Source organism: Nocardioides sp. (assembly GCF_044226765.1).
In the GTDB taxonomy this organism is placed as follows: domain Bacteria; phylum Actinomycetota; class Actinomycetes; order Propionibacteriales; family Nocardioidaceae; genus Nocardioides.
In genome coordinates this window covers 56482-74908 of record NZ_JBGAGJ010000006.1, presented here as the reverse complement: position 1 = coordinate 74908, position 18427 = coordinate 56482, and the positions used below count along the sequence as shown (strand labels likewise).

Below are 18427 nucleotides of genomic sequence, written 5' to 3'. Positions count from 1 at the left end.
CAGCGTATCCGACCGACCCGGCGGGGCGGAAATCGTGCCCGCGCCGCGGTGCCCTACCCTGTGGCACTCCCTCTCCAGTGCACCACGAGCGAGGACGGCGATGGAAACTCCCGGCAGCGGACCCATCACGCTCGGCGTCGTGCTGCGCTTCGTCGACGTCGCCGTGGACGCGCTCGACGAGGCCCGGGAGGAGATCGACGCCCTCAACGTCTATCCCGTGCCGGACGGCGACACCGGCACCAACATGTACCTCACGGTCTCCGCGGCCCGGGACGCGGTGCGCGAGGCCAGTGGCGGCGATCCCGGGTCCGACCTCGGGGCGGCGTTGACCGCGTTCGCCCGGGGCGCCCTGCTGGGTGCCCGGGGCAACTCGGGGGTGATCCTCAGCGAGATGCTCGGCGCGATCGTGCGGCGCATCGCCCGGGCCGGCGCGGAGGAGCGCAACGCGATCGTCATGGCCGACGCGCTGCGGCAGGCCTCGGACGCCGCGTACGCCGCGGTGGGGGTGCCCGTGGAGGGCACCATGCTCACCGTGGCCCGGGCGGCGGCCGAGGCCGCCGAGAGCGTCGCCGCCGCTGACGGCGTCCGAGCGCGCGACGTGTTCACGGCGTCCGCGGCGGCCGCCCGGGAGGCGCTCGCCCGCACCCCCGAGCAGCTCGAGGTGCTGCGCCACGCGGGCGTGGTCGACGCCGGCGGGCGGGGTGTCAGCGTCATCCTGGACGCCGCCGAGACAGTCCTGACCGGCCGGCGCCCGACGCCGGTGACGGGTCCGGCCGGTCACCGCATCCCGATCCCGCAGCTGCCGACCGGTGACCTGACCGCGGACGGCCCGGCCTACGAGGTGATGTACCTGCTCGACGCCGAGGACGACGCGATCCCCGGCCTCCGGGCCGGTCTCGCCGACCTGGGCGACTCCCTGGTCGTCGTGGGCGGCGAGGGCCTGTGGAACGTGCACGTGCACGTCGACGACGTCGGAGCGGCGATCGAGGCCGGCATCGCGGCCGGCCGGCCGCACCGGGTCCGGGTCACGCACTTCGCCGAGCAGATCGCCGAGGTCCGTCACCGTGGGCCGGCCCGCACCGGCCGGCGCGTGGTGGCGGTGGCGGCCGGCCCGGGCCTCGCCGGGCTCTTCGCGGAGGCCGGTGCCGTCGTCGTACCAGGTGGACCCGGACGGCGACCCTCCACCGGGCAGCTGCTCGAAGCGATCGTCGCCTGCGGCGCGGCGGAGGTGGTGGTGCTGCCCAACGACTCCGACACCGTGCGGGTCGCCCAGATCGCCGCGCGGACGGCCGAGGCCGACCACGAGGGCGCCCTGCGGGTCGCGGTGATCCCGACCCACGCCCAGGTCACCGGGCTCGCCGCGGTCGCGGTCCACGAGCCCGGACGCGCCTTCGACCAGGACGTCCTGGAGATGAGCGCCACCGCCTCGCACGCCCGCCAGGGTGCGGTGACGGTCGCCGCGCGCCAGGCGATGACGATGGCCGGCCCGTGCGAGCCCGGCGATGCCCTCGGTGTCGTCTCCGGCGACTTCGTCGTGGTCGGGCACGACCTGTTCACCGTCGCCGTCGACATCCTCGACCGGCTGCTGGCCGGTGGCGGCGAGCTGGTCACGATCGTGGCCGGGGCCGACGACCCGGACGGCGCCCTGGCCACCCGCTGCGCGGCGTACGTCGAGCAGCACCACCCCGTTGTCGACGTCGTGGTGTACGACGGGGGGCAGGAGCGCTACCCGCTGCTGGTGTCCGTCGAGTGAGGAGGAGACCCGGATGAGAAGGCCAGCGTGATCGGTCTCGACTCGCCCGTCGTCGCGGTCCTCGGTGACAGCGCCAAGAAGCGCAAGGCCGTCGAGGAGCGGCTCGGCCTGCGCACCGTCGACGACCTCCTGCACCACTTCCCGCGCCGCTACGTCAAGACCGGCGAGCTGACGCGCGTCGACGAGCTCCGCGAGGGCCAGGTGCTGACCCTGTCGGGCCGGATCACGTCCTCGGAGGTCAAGACCTACCGCGACCGGCGCAGCGGCCGGATGGCGTACCGGCTCGAGGCCGTGCTGCAGGCCGACGGCCCACCGTTGACGATGACGTTCTTCGCCAAGACCGAGCGGGTGGCGACCTGGAACGCACGCCGTCTGGCCCGCGGCCGGCGGGGGGTGTTCGTCGGCAAGGTCAGCTCGTTCCGGGGCCGCTGGCAGCTCACCAACCCGCAGATGGTGCTCTTCGGCGACGCGGGGGAGGACGCCGCGCAGCTCTCGCTGGACGCGATCCACGAGTACTACCCGATCTACCCGCTGACCAAGGACCTCGACAGCTGGGACATCCAGCGCGCGGTCGCGTTCGCGCTGACCGTCCTCGACGAGTTCCCCGACCCCGTGCCCGACGCGGTCCGCGAGCGCTACGACCTGACCGACGTGCGCACCGCGCTGGAGTGGGTCCACACCCCGCGCGACCCCTCCCAGATCAGCCGGGCCCAGCGGCGGTTCCGGTTCGAGGAGGCGCTGGTCACCCAGCTGGTGCTGGCCAAGCGGCGCCGGGACGTCCGCGCGCAGGGCGCCCAGGCTCGCGCGGGGGGTGGTGGGCTCCTCGCCGCCTTCGACGAGCGGCTGCCGTTCGAGCTCACCGCCGGCCAGCGCGAGATCGGGGCGCAGCTCGAGCACGACCTGGCCCAGCCGCACCCGATGAACCGGCTCCTCCAGGGCGAGGTCGGGTCGGGCAAGACGCTGGTCGCCCTCCGCGCGATGCTCCGCGTCGTCGACTCCGGCGGCCAGGCGGCCCTGCTCGCCCCGACCGAGGTCCTGGCGCAGCAGCACCACCGGTCGATCGTCGGGCTGCTCGGCGACCTCGCTGCGGGCGGCATGCTCGGCGGGGCACCCGAGGCGACCGCCGTCGAGCTGCTCACGGGCTCGATGACCAAGGCCCAGCGCACCGGGCCCATGTCGCGCATCGCCACCGGTGAGGCCGGCATCGTGGTCGGCACGCACGCGCTGCTGGAGGAGAAGGTCCTCTTCGCCGACCTCGGGCTGGTCGTCGTCGACGAGCAGCACCGATTCGGCGTCGAGCAGCGCGCGGCGCTGACCGACAAGGCCGGCACCCCGCCGCACGTGCTGGTGATGACCGCGACCCCCATCCCGCGCACCGTGGCGATGACCGTCTTCGGCGACCTGGAGACGTCCACCCTCACCGAGCTGCCGGCCGGCCGGGCGCCGATCCAGACCACCGTCGTCCCGCTCGCCGAGCACCCCGGGTGGATCTCGCGGGTCTGGGAGCGGGTGCGCGAGGAGGTCGACCGTGGGCACCAGGCATACGTCGTCTGCCCCCGCATCTCCGGTGACGAGCCGGAGGAGGGCGAGACCGATCAGCTGGACCTCGACGAGAACGGTGATGCCGTCGCCGCCCCGACGGCCGAGGTCGGCCTGTCCGCGGTCGAGGAGGTCGCACCGCAGCTGGCCGAAGGACCGTTGGCCGGGCTCCGGGTCGAGGTGCTCCACGGCCGGATGGCCCCCGACGACAAGGACCGCGTGATGCGCGCCTTCGCGGCCGGCGAGGTCGACGTCCTGGTCTCGACCACCGTCATCGAGGTCGGTGTCGACGTCGGCAACGCCACCGCCATGGTGCTGCTCGACGCCGAGCGCTTCGGCGTCTCCCAGCTCCACCAGCTCCGGGGCCGGGTCGGTCGGGGAGGCCACCCGGGGCTCTGCCTCCTGGTCTCGCGCGCCGAGCCGGGGTCGCCGGGCCGCGAGCGGCTCGAGGCGGTCTCGGCCACCACCGACGGCTTCGAGCTCAGCCGCGTCGACCTCGAGCAGCGCCGCGAGGGCGACGTGCTCGGGGCGTCCCAGTCCGGCTACCGCTCCAGCCTCCAGAACCTGCGGGTGCTGCGCGACGAGAAGACGATCGTCGAGGCCCGCGAGGCGGCGGTCGCGCTGCTCGAGGCCGATCCCGACCTGCGGCAGGAGCCGGAGCTGGCCGCCCTGGTCACCCGGCTCGAGGAGTCCGTGGCGTCGCAGTTCCTGGACAAGTCGTGACGCGGATCATCGGCGGCTCGGCCGGCGGCCGGCGGATCGCCACGCCCCGCGGCGACGCCACCCGGCCGACCAGCGACCGGGTCCGCGAGGCGCTCTTCTCCGCGGTGCAGTCCTGGTGCGGCTCCCTGCAGGACCTGCGGTTCCTCGACCTGTACGCCGGCTCGGGCGCCGTCGGGCTGGAGGCGTGGTCGCGCGGCGCCGGTGCGGTCACGCTGGTCGAGTCCGACCGTCGCACCGCCGCCCTGATCGCCACCAACGCCCGGTCGCTGGGCTTCGCCGGGGCCGACGTCGTGGCCGCCTCGGTGGCGACCACGCTCGGCCGGCCGCCGGCGGCGCCGTACGACGTGGTGTTCTCCGACCCGCCGTACCCCCTCGACGAGGACCGCCTCGCCGAGGACCTGCGGCTCCTGGCGACCCGCGACTGGCTGGTCCCCGGCGCGATGGTGGTGGTCGAGCGGTCCTCCCGCAGCCCCGAGCCCACCTGGCCGACCGGCATCGCCGGCGTGCGGAGCAAGCGGTACGGCGAGACCACGCTCTGGTACGCCGAGGCGGTATCTTCCACGCCATGACGCGCGCCGTGTGCCCCGGATCGTTCGACCCGGTGACCAACGGGCACCTCGACATCATCCGGCGCGCGTCGGCGCTCTTCGAGGAGCTGGTCGTGGCCACGGGGACGAACGCGTCGAAGTCGCGGCTGTTCGACCCCGATGAGCGCCTCGAGATGCTCCGCGAGGCGTGCGCGGACCTGCCGAACGTCTCGGTGCGCGGCTTCACCGGTCTGATCGTGGACTTCTGCCGCGAGATCGACGCCCAGGCGATCGTCAAGGGCCTGCGCGGGGGCAACGACTACGAGTACGAGCTGCCGATGGCGCAGATGAACGCCCACCTGACCGGCGTGGAGACCGTCTTCGTGCCGACCGATGCCTCGCTCGGCTACGTCTCGTCGACGCTGGTCAAGGAGGTCGCCACGTTCGGCGGCGACGTCTCCGGCCTGGTGCCGCCCGCGGTGCACCGGCGGCTGCAGGAGCGGCTCGGGCGGGCCTGAGCCGCGCGCCCCTGTCGAGCGTTTTGCCCGGTCACGGGCCCGCCGGGTACGCTTCTCGCTGATCTGATGGTGCCTGAATCCGGAAGTGGAACCCTGACCAGCCTGGACCCGAGAGCGCCGCTCGTGCTCGACACCCGCGAGCTCGGCCGCCGCCCGGGGTCCCAGCGACAGGTGACGCGGACGGTTCCGGCACCCGCAGATCTGGGCATCGAAGTCCTCCGTGTCCCGGAAGGCTCGCCGGTCGACCTCGACCTGCGGCTGGAAGCGGTCATGGAGGGGGTACTGGTCACCGGTTCGGCCTCGGCCGAGCTCACCGGCGAGTGCGTGCGGTGCCTGGAGCCGATCACCGACGAGATCGAGGTCGACCTCCAGGAGCTGTTCGTGTACGACGACCGGGACCACGACTCCGAGGAGGACGACGAGGTCAGCATGCTCCAGGACGACCTGCTCGACCTGGAGTCCCTGCTGCGGGACGCGGTGGTGCTCGCACTGCCGTTCCAGCCCGTGTGCGAGGACGACTGTCCCGGACTGTGCCCCGAGTGCGGGGCCCGGCTCCTGGACGACCCGGACCACGCGCACGAGGCGCCGATCGACCCGCGGTGGGCAGGGCTGGCCGCCCTCCAGCAGGACCAGCAGCACCGAGAGTGACCAGCAGCACCGAGACTGACCAGCAGGACCAACAGGCCGGGGAGACCCGGTCCTCGACGAGGAGATCACAGTGGCTGTCCCGAAGCGGAAGATGTCGCGCAGCAACACCCGGCACCGCCGTTCGGCCTGGAAGGCCGTCGCGCCCACCCTGGTGACCTGCACGAACCCCGCCTGCGGTGCCAAGCACCTGCCGCACCGTGCGTGCGGCGAGTGCGGCCAGTACGGCGCGCGCGCCGACCGTCGTCAGGTCCTCTGACCGGTCCGGTCCGCTGACCGACTACGCGCCGCTGCGCACCGCGCTCGGGGACCCCGTCTTGGACCCCGAGCTGCTCGAGCGCGCCCTCACCCACCGCTCGTACGCCTACGAGAACGGCGGCCTGCCGACCAACGAGCGTCTGGAGTTCCTCGGCGACTCCGTGCTCGGCGTGGTCGTCACCGAGACCCTCTACCGCACCCATCCGGACCTCTCCGAGGGGCGGCTGGCCAAGCTGCGCGCTGCGGTGGTCAACGCCCGCGCCCTGGCCGAGGTGGGCCGTGACATCGGCGTCGGCGATCACGTGAAGCTCGGCCGCGGCGAGGAGTCGACCGGCGGCCGGATGAAGGCGTCGATCCTCTCCGACACCGTCGAGGCCGTCATCGGCGCGGTCCACCTCAGCGGCGGCTTCGAGAGCTCCGCCGCCGTCGTCCACCGGCTCTTCGACCCGCTGATCGAGGCAGCCTCCGCCCTCGGCGCGGGCCTGGACTGGAAGACCTCGCTCCAGGAGCTGACGGCCGAGCACGGGCTCGGTGTCCCCGAGTACGTCATCGAGGACGAGGGCCCCGACCACATGAAGACCTTCACCGCCCAGGTCCGGGTCGGCGAGGACCTCTACGGCAACGGGGTCGGCCGGTCGAAGAAGGAGGCCGAGCAGGCCGCGGCCGAGACGGCGTACGGCGAGATCGCCGCCTCCGTCGGCGTCGAGGACCCGGCCGCCGACGCCGCGGCCCACACCGCCCACCAGGGCTAGGACGCTCCGGTGCCCGAGCTGCCGGAGGTCGAGGTCGTCCGCTCCGGGCTGGAGCGGCACGTGGTCGGCGCCACGATCACCCACGTCGACGTCCTCCACCCGCGGCCGGTGCGTCGCGACCCTCGCGGACCGGCCGGCTTCGCGGCCGCCCTCGCGGGGCGCCGCATCGAGGCGGCCCGCCGACGCGGGAAGTACCTCTGGCTGCCGCTCGACAACGGCGACGCCCTGCTCGGCCACCTCGGGATGAGCGGGCAGATCCTCGTGCAGCCGCCCGCGGCGCCCGACGAGCGGCACCTGCGCGTGCGGTTCGCCCTGGCCGGTGCCGCGGAGGGGCGGGAGATGCGGTTCGTCGACCAGCGGATGTTCGGCGGCGTCTCGATCTCGGCAGGCGGGGCCGACCTGCCGCCCGAGATCACGCACATCGCGCGCGACCCGCTCGACCCGGAGTTCGACGACGACGCCTTCGTGCGCGCCGTCCGCCGGCGCACGTCGGGTGTGAAGCGGCAGCTGCTCGACCAGAACCTGGTCTCGGGGGTGGGCAACATCTACGCCGACGAGGCGCTCTGGCGGGCCCGGATCCATGGCGACCGGCCGGGGGACCGGCTCAGCGCGTCCCAGGTGCGCGAGCTGCTCGGCCACGCGCGAGAGGTCATGGTCGCGGCCCTGGGCCAGGGCGGGACGTCGTTCGACGCCCTCTACGTCAACGTGAACGGCGAGTCCGGCTACTTCGACCGGTCCTTGCACGCCTACGGCCGCGAGGGCGAGCCCTGCGAGCGGTGCGGCACCCCGATCCGCCGGGTCGCCTTCATGAACCGCTCGTCCTACTTCTGTCCCACCTGCCAGCCCGTACCGCGCCGCCGCCGGTCGCCGCGCCAGGCTTTGCCCGTGCCGGATTGACCGGCAGGCGTCCCAGTGGGACTCTTGAAGACGGCCCGCCATCGCGGGAGACCCCCCACGACCCGGAAGGTCCCATCCATGGCCAAGGCGCTGATCGGATACATGAACAGCGACCTGCGGACCCCCGCCCGACTCGTAGCCGACAACGCTCGGCTGCGTGCGCGCGTGGGCGAGCTCGAGGCGCTGGTCCTGCGCCTCTCGGAGGAGAACGACAAGCTGGCGGCCCGCGCCGCCGACCTGCTCGACCTCGAGACCGCGTCCCTGCAGGAGATGCAGCCCGCCTGACGGCGGACGTCGAAAACCGGGTCGCCTGGCGCGGTCCGGCGCACTAGCCTCGCGACCTTGTGAGCACCGTCGCCCACCTCGTCGAGGTCGTCGTGCCCCGACGGTTCGGCAGAGGCTTCCGCTGGCTCGTCGCGTCCTCGTGGGTCTCCAACCTCGGCGACGGGATCGCCCTGGCGGCCGGCCCGCTGCTGGTCGCGTCGATGACTCACGACCCGTTCGTGGTCGCGCTCGGTGCCCTGCTGCAGTGGCTGCCGCCGCTCGCCTTCGGGCTGCTCGCCGGCGCCCTGTCCGACCGGCTCGACCGACGGCGGATCGTGGTGACCGTCGACCTGCTGCGGGCCGCGGTGCTGGTGCTGCTCGGCGCGACCGTCGCGACCGGCACCGCGACGATCGCGCTGGTGCTGCTCGCGATGTTCCTGCTCGGCACGGCCGAGGTGTTCGCCGACAACACCACGTCGACGCTGATGCCGATGCTGGTGCACCGCGACGACCTCGCGATCGCCAACTCCCGGCTGATGACGGGGTTCATCACCGTCAACCAGCTGCTGGGACCGCCGATCGGGGCGGCCCTGTTCGCGGTCGGCCACGCCGTGCCGTTCTCCGCCCAGGCCGCCCTGGTCGCGCTGGGGGCCGTCCTGGTCTCGCGGGTGGTGCTCCCGCCACACCGGCGCGAGCGGTCACCCGAGACCCACCTGCGTCACGCCCTCTTCGGTGACGTCACCGAGGCGTTCCGCTGGGTCCTGCACCACGCCGCCGTCCGGACGCTGGTGCTGACGATCTTCACCTTCAACATCACCTTCGGTGCCGCCTGGTCGGTCCTGGTCCTCTACGCGACGCAGCGGCTCGGGCTCGGTCCGGTCGGGTTCGGCCTGCTGACGACGATCGGGGCGCTCGGCGGCCTGCTCGGCACGCTGTCCTACGGGTGGATCACCCGCCGGGTCAGCCTGGGCGACATCATGCGGATCGGCCTGGTCGTCGAGACCTTCACCCACCTCGCGCTCGCGGTGACCCGCACGGCGTGGGTCGCCCTGGTGATCTTCTTCGTCTTCGGCGCCCACGCGTTCATCTGGGGCACGACGTCGATGACGGTGCGGCAGCGAGCGGTGCCGACCGAGCTGCAGGGGCGGGTGGGCAGCGTCAACCTGGTCGGCACGTACGGCGGCCTGGTCATCGGCTCGCTCCTGGGTGGTGCCCTCGCGCAGCGCTGGGGCGTGACCGCGCCCTTCTGGTTCGCCTTCGCCGGCTCCGCGGTCTTCGTCGTCCTGATCTGGGGCCAGCTCGCACACATCGCCCACGCCGACGAGGCCGACGCCCCGGCCCCCGTCTGACCGCCGACTCGGCGCTACTGCCGCCTGAAGAGTGGCCGAGTCGGCGCCACTGCCGGCCGGAGCACCTGGGCAACCCCACCCTCCCGGCGCGGCCGTAGCGCCGACTCGCGGGCCCCGGACCCGGCAGTAGCGCCGAGTCGGCAGGTAGGGTGAGGCTCGCTGAGCTTCCCCCAGGCCGGCTGCCATGATCCTCCGGGTCCCGCGGCCGTCGTCCTCAGCGGTGACCAGACCGCCGTCTCCGACCAGCCGGGAGCCAGACGTTGTACCTGAAGAGCCTGACCCTCAAGGGGTTCAAGTCCTTCGCCTCCTCGACGACGCTGCAGCTCGAGCCCGGCATCACCTGCATCGTGGGGCCCAACGGCTCGGGCAAGTCCAACGTCGTGGACGCGCTCGCCTGGGTGATGGGCGAGCAGGGCGCCAAGTCGCTGCGCGGCGGCAAGATGGAGGACGTCATCTTCGCCGGCACGTCCGGCCGCCCGCCGCTGGGCCGCGCCGAGGTGCTGCTCACCATCGACAACGCCGACGGGGCGCTCCCGATCGAGTACGCCGAGGTGACGATCAGCCGCACCATGTTCCGCAGCGGCGGGTCGGAGTACGCCATCAACGGGAACCCGTGCCGCCTGCTCGACGTGCAGGAGCTGCTGTCGGACTCCGGCATCGGCCGCGAGATGCACGTGATCGTCGGCCAGGGCCAGCTCGACTCGATCCTGCACGCGACCCCCGAGGACCGCCGCGGGTTCATCGAGGAGGCCGCCGGCGTCCTCAAGCACCGCAAGCGCAAGGAGAAGGCGCTCCGCAAGCTGGACGCCACCGAGGGCAACCTGACCCGGCTCAACGACCTGCTGGTGGAGATCCGGCGCCAGCTCAAGCCGCTGGGCCGCCAGGCCGAGGTGGCGCGGCGTGCGGCGACCGTGCAGGCCGACGTCCGCGACGCCAAGGCCCGCCTGATGGCCGACGACCTGGTCGTCGCCCGCACGGCCCTCGAGCAGGAGATGGCCGACGAGTCCGTGCTGGTCGCCCGCCGTGAGCAGGTCGAGGCCGAGACGGCCCGGACCCGGGAGGCGGAGGCGGCGCTGGAGGAGGCGCTGCGCACCGACCTGCCGGCGCTTGCCCGCGCGCAGGAGACCTGGTACGCCCTGTCCGGCCTGCGCGAGCGGCTGCGCGGCACCCAGTCGCTGGCCGCTGAGCGCATCCGCAACGCGGCGGGCACCGCCGACGCCGAGGAGGCGCGGTCGGGCCGCGACCCCGAGCAGCTCGAGGCCGAGGCCGAGCAGGTCCGGGAGCAGGAGCAGCGGATCGCCGCCGAGGTCGAGGCCAGCCGGACCGGGCTCGAGACGGCCGTCACCGCGCGCCGTGCCGCCGAGGACGCCGCCGCGGAGGAGGACCGCCGGGTCGCGGCGCTCCAGCGCGCCGCCGCCGACCGCCGCGAGGGCCTGGCCCGGCTCACCGGCCAGGTGAACGCGATGAAGTCGCGGGCCGCGGCCGCCGACGAGGAGGTCGGGCGGCTCGGCAGGGCGCGCGAGGACGCGCTCGCGCGCGCCGAGCGGGCCCAGCGCGACTTCACCGCCCTGGAGACCAGGGTCGCCGGGCTCGACGCCGGCGAGGAGGGGCTCGACGCGGAGCACGAGGCGGCGTCCGCCGCCCTCGACGACCTCGAGGAGCGGCTCGCCAAGCTCCGCGACGAGGCGCTGCAGGCCGACCGCGACCGCACCGGCCTCGCCGCCCGCAAGGACGCCCTCGAGATGGGGCTGGCGCGCAAGGACGGAGCCGGCGCGCTCCTCGCCGCCTCCGACTCGGTGTCGGGCCTGCTCGGCTCGGTGGCCGCGCTCCTCAGCGTGCGGACGGGGTACGAGACGGCCGTCGCCGCCGCGCTCGGCGCCGCCGCCGACGCCGTGGTCGTTGCCGATGCCGACGCCGCGGTCCGTGCGATCGACCACCTCAAGGGCGACGACCTGGGTCGCGCCAGCCTGGTGCTGGGCGGTGCGCCCGCCCCGGCCGATGGAGCAGGACGGGACCGGCCCGCGCTGCCGACCGGCGCGACGTACGCCGTCGATGTCGTCGAGTGCCCCGAGCCCGTGCGCCCGGCGCTGGTGCGCCTGCTGGACCGGGTCGCGGTCGTCGACGCCCTCACGACCGCCCGCTCGCTGGTCCGCGACCACGCCGATCTCACCGCGGTCACCCGCGACGGCGACGTGCTCGGCGCGCACTTCGCCGCCGGCGGCTCCTCGAGCCAGCCCAGCCTGATCGAGGTCCAGGCCGCGGTCGACGAGGCGACCGAGCGCCTGGCCGAGGCGACCGCGGCCGCCGAGCGGCTCGGCTTCGACATGTCGCGGCTGGAGGCCGAGCGCCTCGAGGCCCAGAAGCGTGTGGACGTCGCGCTGGCCAAGCTCCACGAGTCCGACGCGACGCTGGCGGCGGTGGCCGAGGAGCTGGGGCAGCACGGCTCCCTGGCCCGGGCCGCCCGGGGTGAGGCGGAGCGCCTCGCGCAGGCCATCGCGACCGCCGAGGAGGCCCGTGCGCAGGCGGTCGCCGGGCTCGCCGAGCTCGAGGCCCGGCTCACCTCCGCCGCGGACGCCCCGGAGGAGGAGCCCGACACCAGCGTGCGCGAGCGCCTGGTGGAGGAGGCCCGGGCTGCCCGGCAGGCCGAGACCGAGGCCCGGCTGGCCCTGCGCACCTCCGAGGAGCGGGCCCGAGCCCTGCACGGGCGTGCGGACGCCCTGGTGCGGGCGGCCACCGCAGAGCGGGAGGCCCGCGCCCGGGCCGCGGAGCGCCGGGCCCGGCTGATCCGCGAGGGCGAGGCCGCGACGGCCGTCAGCGCCGCGGTCGGCTACGTGCTCGGCCGTCTCGAGGTCTCGATCCACCGCGCCGCGGAGGCCCGGACGGCGGTCGAGCAGTCCCGCGGCGGGCGCGAGCAGGAGCTGCGCGAGGTCCGCGCGCGGCTGCGCCGGCTCGGGCAGGAGCACGACGACCTGGTGAGCTCGGTGCACCGCGACGAGGTGGCTCGCACCCAGCAGCGGATGCGGATCGAGCAGCTGGAGGAGCGGGCGCTCGAGGAGCTCGGGATCGAGGCCGACAGCCTGGTCGCGGAGTACGGGCCCGACGTGCCGGTCCCCTTCTGGGGTGAGGTGCCCGAGGGCGAGGAGCCGCCGGAGCCGGTGCCGTACGTCCGTGAGGAGCAGCAGAAGCGGCTGCGGGCCGCCGAGCGCGCGCTGCGCGAGCTCGGCCGGGTCAACCCGCTCGCGCTCGAGGAGTTCTCCGCGATGGAGGAGCGTCACCAGTTCCTCTCCGAGCAGCTCGAGGACCTGCGCCGCACCCGCAAGGACCTTCTCGACATCGTGCGCGAGGTCGACCAGCGCGTGGAGCAGGTCTTCACCGAGGCGTACGCCGACGTGAGCAAGGCCTTCGACGCGACCTTCGCGCGGCTGTTCCCCGGCGGTGAGGGTCGGCTGGTGCTCACCGACCCCGACGACATGCTCGCCACCGGCGTCGAGGTCGAGGCCCGGCCTCCGGGCAAGAAGGTCAAGCGGCTCTCGCTGCTCTCCGGCGGTGAGCGGTCCCTGGTCGCGGTCGCCTTCCTGGTGGCGCTCTTCAAGGCCCGTCCGTCGCCGTTCTACATCCTCGACGAGGTCGAGGCGGCGCTGGACGACACCAACCTGGGCCGCCTGCTGGAGATCTACGAGGAGCTGCGGGAGAACTCCCAGCTGCTGGTCATCACCCACCAGAAGCGCACGATGGAGGTCGGCGACGCCCTCTACGGCGTCACGATGCGCGGCGACGGCGTCTCCGCGGTGATCAGCCAGCGTCTGCGCGACGCCGAACCGGCGTGACCACCGCACGGCCCACGCGCGCCGACTACGTCCACTGGGAGCAGGTCACGACCCGGTGGGCCGACATCGACGTCTACGGCCACATGAACAACGCCCGCTACTTCGAGATCATCGACACGGTGGTCAACAACCACCTCGCGGAGGCGACCGGCACCGACATCCGCGCGCTGGACGCGATCGGCGTCGTGGCCGAGGTCGGCTGCCGCTACTTCGCCGAGGTCGGCTACCCCGAGCCCGTCGACGTCGGCGTGGTGGTGGACAGGGTCGGCCGGTCCTCGGTCGTCTACCGGGTCGGGCTGTTCCAGGGCGAGGGCGACCACGCCGCGGCCGAGGGTCACTTCGTCCACGTGTACGTCGACAACACCGACCCTGGCCGCCCCGTGACACCCCTGCCCGACCTGGTCCGCACCGCGGTCGAGCCGCTGCTGCGCGCCGGGGACGGCCCGGGGTGAGCGTCGCTGGGACCCGGAGGAGAATCGCGCGGTGAACGTCTTCGTCCTGTGCACCGGCCGGTGCGGCTCCATGACGTTCGTCGAGGCGTCCCAGCACCTCACGAACTACACCGCCGGCCACGAGAGCCGCTCGGCCCGCATCGGCGCGGCCCGCTTCGACTACCCCGAGCAGCACGTCGAGGTCGACAACCGGCTGTCCTGGCACCTCGGCGGCCTCGGGCGGGCCTACCGCGACCGGGACGTGCTCTACGTCCATCTCAGGCGCGACCCCGAGGCGGTCGCCCAGAGCTTCCTGAAGCGGTGGGACTCCACGTTCCGCCCCTCGATCATCCGGGCCTTCGGCCACGGCATCGTCCAGCGAGTACGCGACTGGCCGGAGGAGCGGCGCATCGACGTCTGCCGCCACTACGTCGACACCGTCACCGTCAACATCGAGGAGTTCCTCCGCGACCGTCCGTCGATGTCCGTGGAGCTCGAGACGGTGGCGGCCGACTTCGGTCGCTTCCTGGACCGGATCGGCGCCGAGGGCGACCGAGCCGCGGCGCTCGCGGAGTGGGGCGTGCGGCACAATTCGTCGCAGTGACCGGTCCCCGGACGCCTCCACGCGAGGAGCCCGCGGGACGCCGTACGTCGAGCCGGACGTCGAAATGAGGATCGTGTGAGCAAGCTCGTGGCCGTGGTCGGCCAGGGTTACGTCGGCCTGCCCCTCTCGATGGCGGCCGTGGGGGCCGGCTTCGACGTCGTCGGGGTCGATGTCGACCAGTGGCGGGTCGCCCGGCTGGCGGCGGCGGACTCGTTCATCGAGGACATCTCCTCCGCCGCGCTCCGCACCGCGCTGGACACCGGCCGCTACCGCGTGACGACCAGCTGGTCGGAGGCCGACGGCGCCGACGTCTTCGTGATCACCGTCCCCACGCCGCTGCGGGAAGGTGCTCCCGACCTGACCTACGTCGAGGACTCCGGGCGTGCGGTCGCCGGGCTGCTGCGACCCGGCGCGACCGTGGTGCTGGAGTCGACGACCTACCCGGGGACGACCGACCAGGTCCTGCTGCCGATCCTCGAGGAGGGGAGCGGGCTCCGGGCGGGCGCCGACTTCCACCTCGGCTACAGCCCCGAGCGGATCGACCCGAGCAACCCGTCGTGGGGCCTGGCCAACACCCCGAAGATCGTCTCCGGCATCGACGACGAGTCGCTCACCCGGGTCCGCACCTTCTACGACGCCTTCGTCGAGCGGACGGTGCCGGTCTCCAGCACCCGCACCGCCGAGCTCGCCAAGCTCCTGGAGAACACCTTCCGACACGTCAACATCGCGCTGGTCAACGAGATCGCCACCGTCACCCCCCAGCTGGGCGTCGACATCTGGGAGGCGATCGAGGCGGCGGACAGCAAGCCGTTCGGGTTCATGCGGTTCACGCCCGGGCCGGGCGTCGGCGGCCACTGCCTGCCGATCGACCCGTCCTACCTGCTCTGGCAGGTCCGGCAGACGTCCCGCAGCGACCTGCGCATCGTGTCGGCGGCGAACGAGATCAACGACCACATGCCCGACTACGTCGTACGCCGGGTGCAGGCCGGGCTGAACCAGCGGCGCCTGGCCGTCAACGGCGCCCGGGTCCTGGTCCTCGGCCTGGCCTACAAGAAGAACGTCGGCGACATCCGCGAGTCGCCCGCCCTCACCGTCACCCAGCAGCTGCTCGCCCTCGGCGCCGAGGTACGCGCCGTCGAGCCGCACACCGAGCCCGAGCTGCTGCCCGCCGGGGTCGACGTCGTCGACCTCGACGAGGAGGTGCTGCGGTGGTCCGACGTGGTCGTCCTCCTGACCGACCACGACGACCTGGACTACGACCTCGTCTCGCGGACCGCCGGCTACGTCTTCGACACCCGGCACCGGTGCGGCGGCGAGAACGTCGAGCAGCTGTGACGTCCGTCCCGGACGTCAGCGTCGTCATCCCTGCCTACAACGCCCTGCCCTACCTCCACCGCTGCCTCGAGTCGGTCGTCGCGCAGACGCTGGGCACGGACCGGATCGAGGTCGTCGTCGTCGACGACGGGTCCACGGATGGCACCGGGGCCGCCGTCGACGAGTGGGCGGACCGCCACCCCGGCCTGTTCCGGGTGGTGCACTTCCCGGTCGGGTCCGGCGGACCCGCGGGTCCGCGCAACACGGCGCTCGACCTGGCCACCGGCCGCTACGTCTTCTTCCTCGACGCCGACGACCACCTCGGCCACGAGGCCCTGGAGCGGCTGGTCGCGGCGGCCGACGAGAACGGGTCGGACGTCGTGGCCGGCCAGATGGCCACCACGTCGGGACGCGGCCTGCCCGGCCGCACCTTCCGCCGGACCGACCTCGACGCCGACCTGGCCACCTCCGGCGTCTACTGGAGCCTGTCGGCCCTCAAGCTCTTCCGGCGCGGCTTCCTCGAGGAGCACCACATCCGGTTCCCGACCGAGTTCCCGGTCCTCTCCGACCAGCCGTTCACGGCGCTGGCCTACTTCCGCGCGTCCCGCATCAGCGTGCTGGCCGACTACGACTACTACTTCGCCGAGTGGCGCGACGACGGCAAGCACGTGACCCGGTCCGGGTCGGTCGCCGACCGCATCGACGTGGTGGAGGCGATGTGCGCGCTCGTGGTCCGCGAGGTCACCGACCCCGCGCGGCGTACCCGCCTGATGCACCGGCACCTGCAGGGCGACCTGTGGCGGGTGATGCGGATGACCACGGAGGTCCCGGCCGAGGAGCAGGAGGCCCTGCTGGCGCGCTGCGCCGAGCTGGTGCGTGCGCGCCTCGACCCGGAGCTCGACGCGACGCTCACGCCGGACCGGCGGGTCGTCTACGAGCTGTGCCGGCGCGGCCTCCTGGACCAGGCCCGGTCGGCGCTGGCCGCGACCGACGAGGACTTCTCGGCGGAGGTCCTCGTCGAGGGCGGCCGCGCGTACGCCGACCTGCCCTTCTTCCGGGACCCTGCCGTGGGGCTGCCCGACGAGCTCTTCGAGACGACCGACCGGCTCCGGCCGCACGAGGCGGTGGAGCGGTTCTGGTTCACCGGGTCGACCCTGCACCTGCGCGGTGCGGCGGGCCTGCGCCGGGTCACCCGCCGCCCCACGGTGACCGTCGTGCTGCGACACCTGCGCCGGGCCGCGCCGGAGCGCTCCGTGCCGGCGACCGTCGACGACGACGGCTTCAGCGCGTCGATCGACCTCGACCACCTCGCCGACGGCGACCCGCTGCCCGGCGGCACCTGGACCGTGCACCTGCGGATCGAGGTCGACGGGATCGTCCGCACCCCTCGCCTGGGATCCGCCGACGGCGAGAGCCCCACGCTCCCGGCCGCGGTCGGGGTCGCGCGTTCCGCCGCGGGCGGTGGCCGGGTCGTCCGCGCCCGGGTGGCGCCCGGCGGGCTCGTGCTCCAGGTCGGCCGGCCCGCGGTCCGGCCGGCGGAGGTCGCGCACGCGTGGGACACCTCGTGGGACGGCGCGGACCTCGTCGTCCGGGTCGACACGGACGGCCGGGTCGACGCCCCGGCCGCGGTGGAGCTGGTCGCCACCGGGGGAGCGGTCCAGCAGGGGCTCGTCACGGTGGCCGACGACCACCTGGAGGGCCGGGTGCCGGTGGCGGGGCTCGCGGAGGGCCGCTGGACCGCCCGGCTGCGCTGGGGCTCGGGGGCCGAGCACCTCACGCTCCCCGTCCCCGCCGACGGGGCCCTGCCGCCGGTCAGGTGGCGCCAGGGCACACGCGTGCTGGCCGCGACCCCGGAGGATGCCGGAGGAGCGCTGGCCCTGCGGGTCGGACGGGTGGGCCTGGCGGAGCTGGTCCGGGAGCGGGTCAGGCGTCGAGCGTGAGGAGGGCGGCGCCCTTCTCGAGCGGAACCTTCTCCAGCGTCAGGCGATCGCCGTACTCGGCCTGCCAGCGGGCGACGACGTCGCGCTCCTTCTCCCGCCGGTAGTCGTCGAGCACCACGTGTGAGCCCGGCGTGAGCCGGTCGACGAAGAACGGGATCGACGGGTAGCGCGAGAGGGGGGAGAGCGAGCCGGGAGGTCCGTCGACGAACAGCAGCTGCACGTCGCGGAGGTCCTCCCACGCCGACCGTGCGTACCAGTCGACCGCGACGTCGCCGATCTCCACCGGCTCCAGGGGCGCGGACCGCACCTCGGCGATGTCGTCGACGCCGTGGCGTCGCAGCAGCTCGCGGGTCTGCTCGGCGTACTGCTCGAGGTGCTCGAGCGCGACGACCCGGCCGTCGATGCCCTGGCGGCGCATCGCGAGCGCCAGGCAGAGCGTCGAGAGGCCGCTTCCACACTCCACGACCAGCGTGGGGCGGTGCCGGTCGACCAGGTCGACGAGGAGCAGCAGGAGGTCGGGGGAGGCGGGCCATCCCCGCGAGGCCGGGAGGGCGTGCTCGATGTCGATGACGGCGTAGAGGTTGTGCAGCGCCTCGACCTGGCGGAACGTCCGGGACAGCTCGCGGTCGACCGTGCGGTCGACGGTGCGGGCGACGTCCCGGCTCACCGCGCGGCTCACCTCACGGGTGATCGCCTTCCGGGACCCGGGCGCGATCTCGCTGGCGCGCGGTGCGGGCCGGGGCTTCGCCGCCCGAGCCGCCGCCTCCTCCACGCGGCGAAGCGCGCGGATCGTCCCGAGAGAGGCGACCAGGGCCGCGACGGCCAGCAGGCCGACCAGGCCGAGGAGGACGGCGACGCCGGCGTCGAGGTCGGACGCGACCGACACCACGAGCACGACCACCACCCACGCCGCGCCGCCCGTGAGTGCGAGCCAGCGCATCCGCATCGTGCGTCGTCCAATCGTCGGGGGCGCGGGCCCGCGGGCACGGCTCGCGAGACGGCCGTGCAGGTCACCGGGATCGTAGAACAGACCGACCCGGGCCTCGTCGGCGGTCGGGCCGCGCGTGTGATCCCTGACGCATTCGG

The 18427-nt window shown here is 73.9% G+C and carries 16 protein-coding genes; 15 read left to right on the top strand and 1 reads right to left on the bottom strand.

Annotated features, from left to right (window positions below; genetic code table 11):
- Positions 1 to 100 precede the first annotated feature (100 nt).
- The 15 genes from ACILRH_RS14005 to ACILRH_RS13935 all read left to right on the top strand — a co-directional run bounded on the left by ACILRH_RS14005 (position 101) and on the right by ACILRH_RS13935 (position 17341).
- On the top strand, positions 101 to 1753 hold the full coding sequence (locus tag ACILRH_RS14005) for a DAK2 domain-containing protein (protein ID WP_395694249.1): 1653 nt from the start codon (positions 101 to 103) through the stop codon (positions 1751 to 1753).
- A gap of 27 nt (positions 1754 to 1780) precedes the next feature.
- Positions 1781 to 4015, top strand: coding sequence for an ATP-dependent DNA helicase RecG (locus tag ACILRH_RS14000; RefSeq protein WP_395694248.1), 2235 nt, complete (start codon positions 1781 to 1783; stop codon positions 4013 to 4015).
- The gene (gene rsmD / locus ACILRH_RS13995; RefSeq protein WP_395694246.1) at positions 4012 to 4584 is read left to right on the top strand and encodes a 16S rRNA (guanine(966)-N(2))-methyltransferase RsmD; all 573 of its coding nucleotides are present in this window, start codon (positions 4012 to 4014) and stop codon (positions 4582 to 4584) included. The genes ACILRH_RS14000 and rsmD overlap by 4 nt, the downstream gene beginning before the upstream one ends.
- On the top strand, positions 4581 to 5060 hold the full coding sequence (gene coaD, locus ACILRH_RS13990; RefSeq protein ID WP_395694244.1) for a pantetheine-phosphate adenylyltransferase: 480 nt from the start codon (positions 4581 to 4583) through the stop codon (positions 5058 to 5060). Before rsmD ends, coaD begins: the two co-directional genes overlap by 4 nt.
- Before the next feature lie 270 nt (positions 5061 to 5330).
- The gene (locus tag ACILRH_RS13985) at positions 5331 to 5708 is read left to right on the top strand and encodes a YceD family protein (protein ID WP_395694242.1); all 378 of its coding nucleotides are present in this window, start codon (positions 5331 to 5333) and stop codon (positions 5706 to 5708) included.
- A gap of 70 nt (positions 5709 to 5778) precedes the next feature.
- Positions 5779 to 5964 carry a 50S ribosomal protein L32 gene (gene rpmF / locus ACILRH_RS13980; RefSeq protein WP_395694241.1) on the top strand — a complete coding sequence of 62 codons (186 nt, stop codon included), beginning with the start codon at positions 5779 to 5781 and terminating at the stop codon, positions 5962 to 5964.
- Positions 5965 to 6022: 58 nt separating this feature from the next.
- On the top strand, positions 6023 to 6715 hold the full coding sequence (rnc, locus tag ACILRH_RS13975) for a ribonuclease III (RefSeq protein ID WP_395694239.1): 693 nt from the start codon (positions 6023 to 6025) through the stop codon (positions 6713 to 6715).
- 9 nt (positions 6716 to 6724) lie between these two features.
- Entirely contained in the window at positions 6725 to 7612 is an 888-nt protein-coding gene (mutM, locus tag ACILRH_RS13970) for a bifunctional DNA-formamidopyrimidine glycosylase/DNA-(apurinic or apyrimidinic site) lyase (protein ID WP_395694237.1), read from the top strand.
- Positions 7613 to 7690: 78 nt separating this feature from the next.
- Positions 7691 to 7897 (top strand): hypothetical protein, encoded by a 207-nt coding sequence (locus ACILRH_RS13965; protein ID WP_395694235.1) that lies wholly within the window; start codon positions 7691 to 7693, stop codon positions 7895 to 7897.
- Positions 7898 to 7956: 59 nt separating this feature from the next.
- On the top strand, positions 7957 to 9225 hold the full coding sequence (locus ACILRH_RS13960) for an MFS transporter (protein ID WP_395694234.1): 1269 nt from the start codon (positions 7957 to 7959) through the stop codon (positions 9223 to 9225).
- 260 nt (positions 9226 to 9485) lie between these two features.
- The gene (smc, locus tag ACILRH_RS13955) at positions 9486 to 13052 is read left to right on the top strand and encodes a chromosome segregation protein SMC (protein WP_395694233.1); all 3567 of its coding nucleotides are present in this window, start codon (positions 9486 to 9488) and stop codon (positions 13050 to 13052) included.
- Entirely contained in the window at positions 13049 to 13504 is a 456-nt protein-coding gene (locus ACILRH_RS13950; protein ID WP_395694232.1) for an acyl-CoA thioesterase, read from the top strand. Before smc ends, ACILRH_RS13950 begins: the two co-directional genes overlap by 4 nt.
- 31 nt (positions 13505 to 13535) lie before the next feature.
- Complete coding sequence (locus tag ACILRH_RS13945; RefSeq protein ID WP_395694230.1) at positions 13536 to 14087, top strand: hypothetical protein; 552 nt, start codon at positions 13536 to 13538, stop codon at positions 14085 to 14087.
- Between the two features lie 75 nt (positions 14088 to 14162).
- Positions 14163 to 15422 carry a nucleotide sugar dehydrogenase gene (locus tag ACILRH_RS13940; protein ID WP_395694228.1) on the top strand — a complete coding sequence of 420 codons (1260 nt, stop codon included), beginning with the start codon at positions 14163 to 14165 and terminating at the stop codon, positions 15420 to 15422.
- The gene (locus ACILRH_RS13935; RefSeq protein WP_395694227.1) at positions 15419 to 17341 is read left to right on the top strand and encodes a glycosyltransferase; all 1923 of its coding nucleotides are present in this window, start codon (positions 15419 to 15421) and stop codon (positions 17339 to 17341) included. Before ACILRH_RS13940 ends, ACILRH_RS13935 begins: the two co-directional genes overlap by 4 nt.
- Here ACILRH_RS13935 and ACILRH_RS13930 read toward each other — a convergent pair.
- Positions 17325 to 18281 carry a class I SAM-dependent methyltransferase gene (locus ACILRH_RS13930; protein ID WP_395694225.1) on the bottom strand — a complete coding sequence of 319 codons (957 nt, stop codon included), beginning with the start codon at positions 18279 to 18281 and terminating at the stop codon, positions 17325 to 17327. The genes ACILRH_RS13935 and ACILRH_RS13930 overlap by 17 nt on opposite strands.
- Positions 18282 to 18427: the final 146 nt, after the last annotated feature.

Coding starts and splice junctions, on each gene's coding strand:
- ACILRH_RS13930 (WP_395694225.1), bottom strand. CDS start 18,281: ATGCGCTGGCTCGCACTCACGGGCGGCGCGGCGTGGGTGGTGGTCGTG.
- ACILRH_RS13965 (WP_395694235.1), top strand. CDS start 7,691: ATGGCCAAGGCGCTGATCGGATACATGAACAGCGACCTGCGGACCCCC.
- ACILRH_RS13985 (WP_395694242.1), top strand. CDS start 5,331: ATGGAGGGGGTACTGGTCACCGGTTCGGCCTCGGCCGAGCTCACCGGC.
- ACILRH_RS14005 (WP_395694249.1), top strand. CDS start 101: ATGGAAACTCCCGGCAGCGGACCCATCACGCTCGGCGTCGTGCTGCGC.
- coaD (WP_395694244.1), top strand. CDS start 4,581: ATGACGCGCGCCGTGTGCCCCGGATCGTTCGACCCGGTGACCAACGGG.